Source organism: Acidobacteriota bacterium, from assembly GCA_033549365.1.
Classification (GTDB): Bacteria; Acidobacteriota; Aminicenantia; order Aminicenantales; family Saccharicenantaceae; genus JAWSUF01.
The window spans coordinates 1-637 of record JAWSUF010000060.1; the positions used below are offsets into that span (position 1 = coordinate 1).

Consider the following 637-nt stretch of genomic DNA (forward strand, 5'->3'; position numbering starts at 1 on the left):
CTATTACTTATTGCAAATTAACTATTACTGTATTTCTACGCGCTAAACGTTGTACGCTATTAGGGCGTATACAATACGCCCCTACATCTTTTTATTTCTATCTTACGCGATACGCACTACGCGATACGAATAAGTGGTGGAGATGAGCGGGATCGAACCGCTGGCCTCCGCCGTGCAAGGGCGGCGCTCTCCCAGCTGAGCTACATCCCCATATTAATTCGTTGTTCGTATATCGTATTTCGTATTTCGTCCTTTGCTTTTTTACGACATACAATATACGAAAAATGGTGGGCCTTCCTGGAGTTGAACCAGGCACCTCACGCTTATCAGGCGTGCGCTCTAACCAACTGAGCTAAAGGCCCTGATTTAGTCGTTAGTATCTAGTCGTTAGTCGTTAGTATTTAGTATTTAGTTAAAGACTAAGAAGTTAAAGACTAAGAGACTAAGACAAAAGGTTGGTTATCGATTTGATAACCGCTTGAAACTTTTTTTATTTAGTATCTGGTCGTTAGTATTTAGTATTTGGTAAAGAGATTTGATCTTAGTTTGTTTCTGCTGTTTTCTTCTCTTTTACTACATACTAAATACTCGATACTGTTTTAGTCGTTAGTCGCTGGTATCTGGTATCCAGTTAAAG

General features: G+C 39.9%; 2 tRNA genes. Both read right to left on the bottom strand.

Annotation, left to right across the window (positions count from 1 at the left end):
- Window positions 1-134: 134 nt before the first annotated feature.
- Window positions 135-210 (bottom strand) — tRNA-Ala (locus SCM96_16035).
- Between the two features lie 75 nt (window positions 211-285).
- Window positions 286-362, bottom strand: a tRNA-Ile gene (locus tag SCM96_16040).
- Between the last annotated feature and the right edge of the window lie 275 nt (window positions 363-637).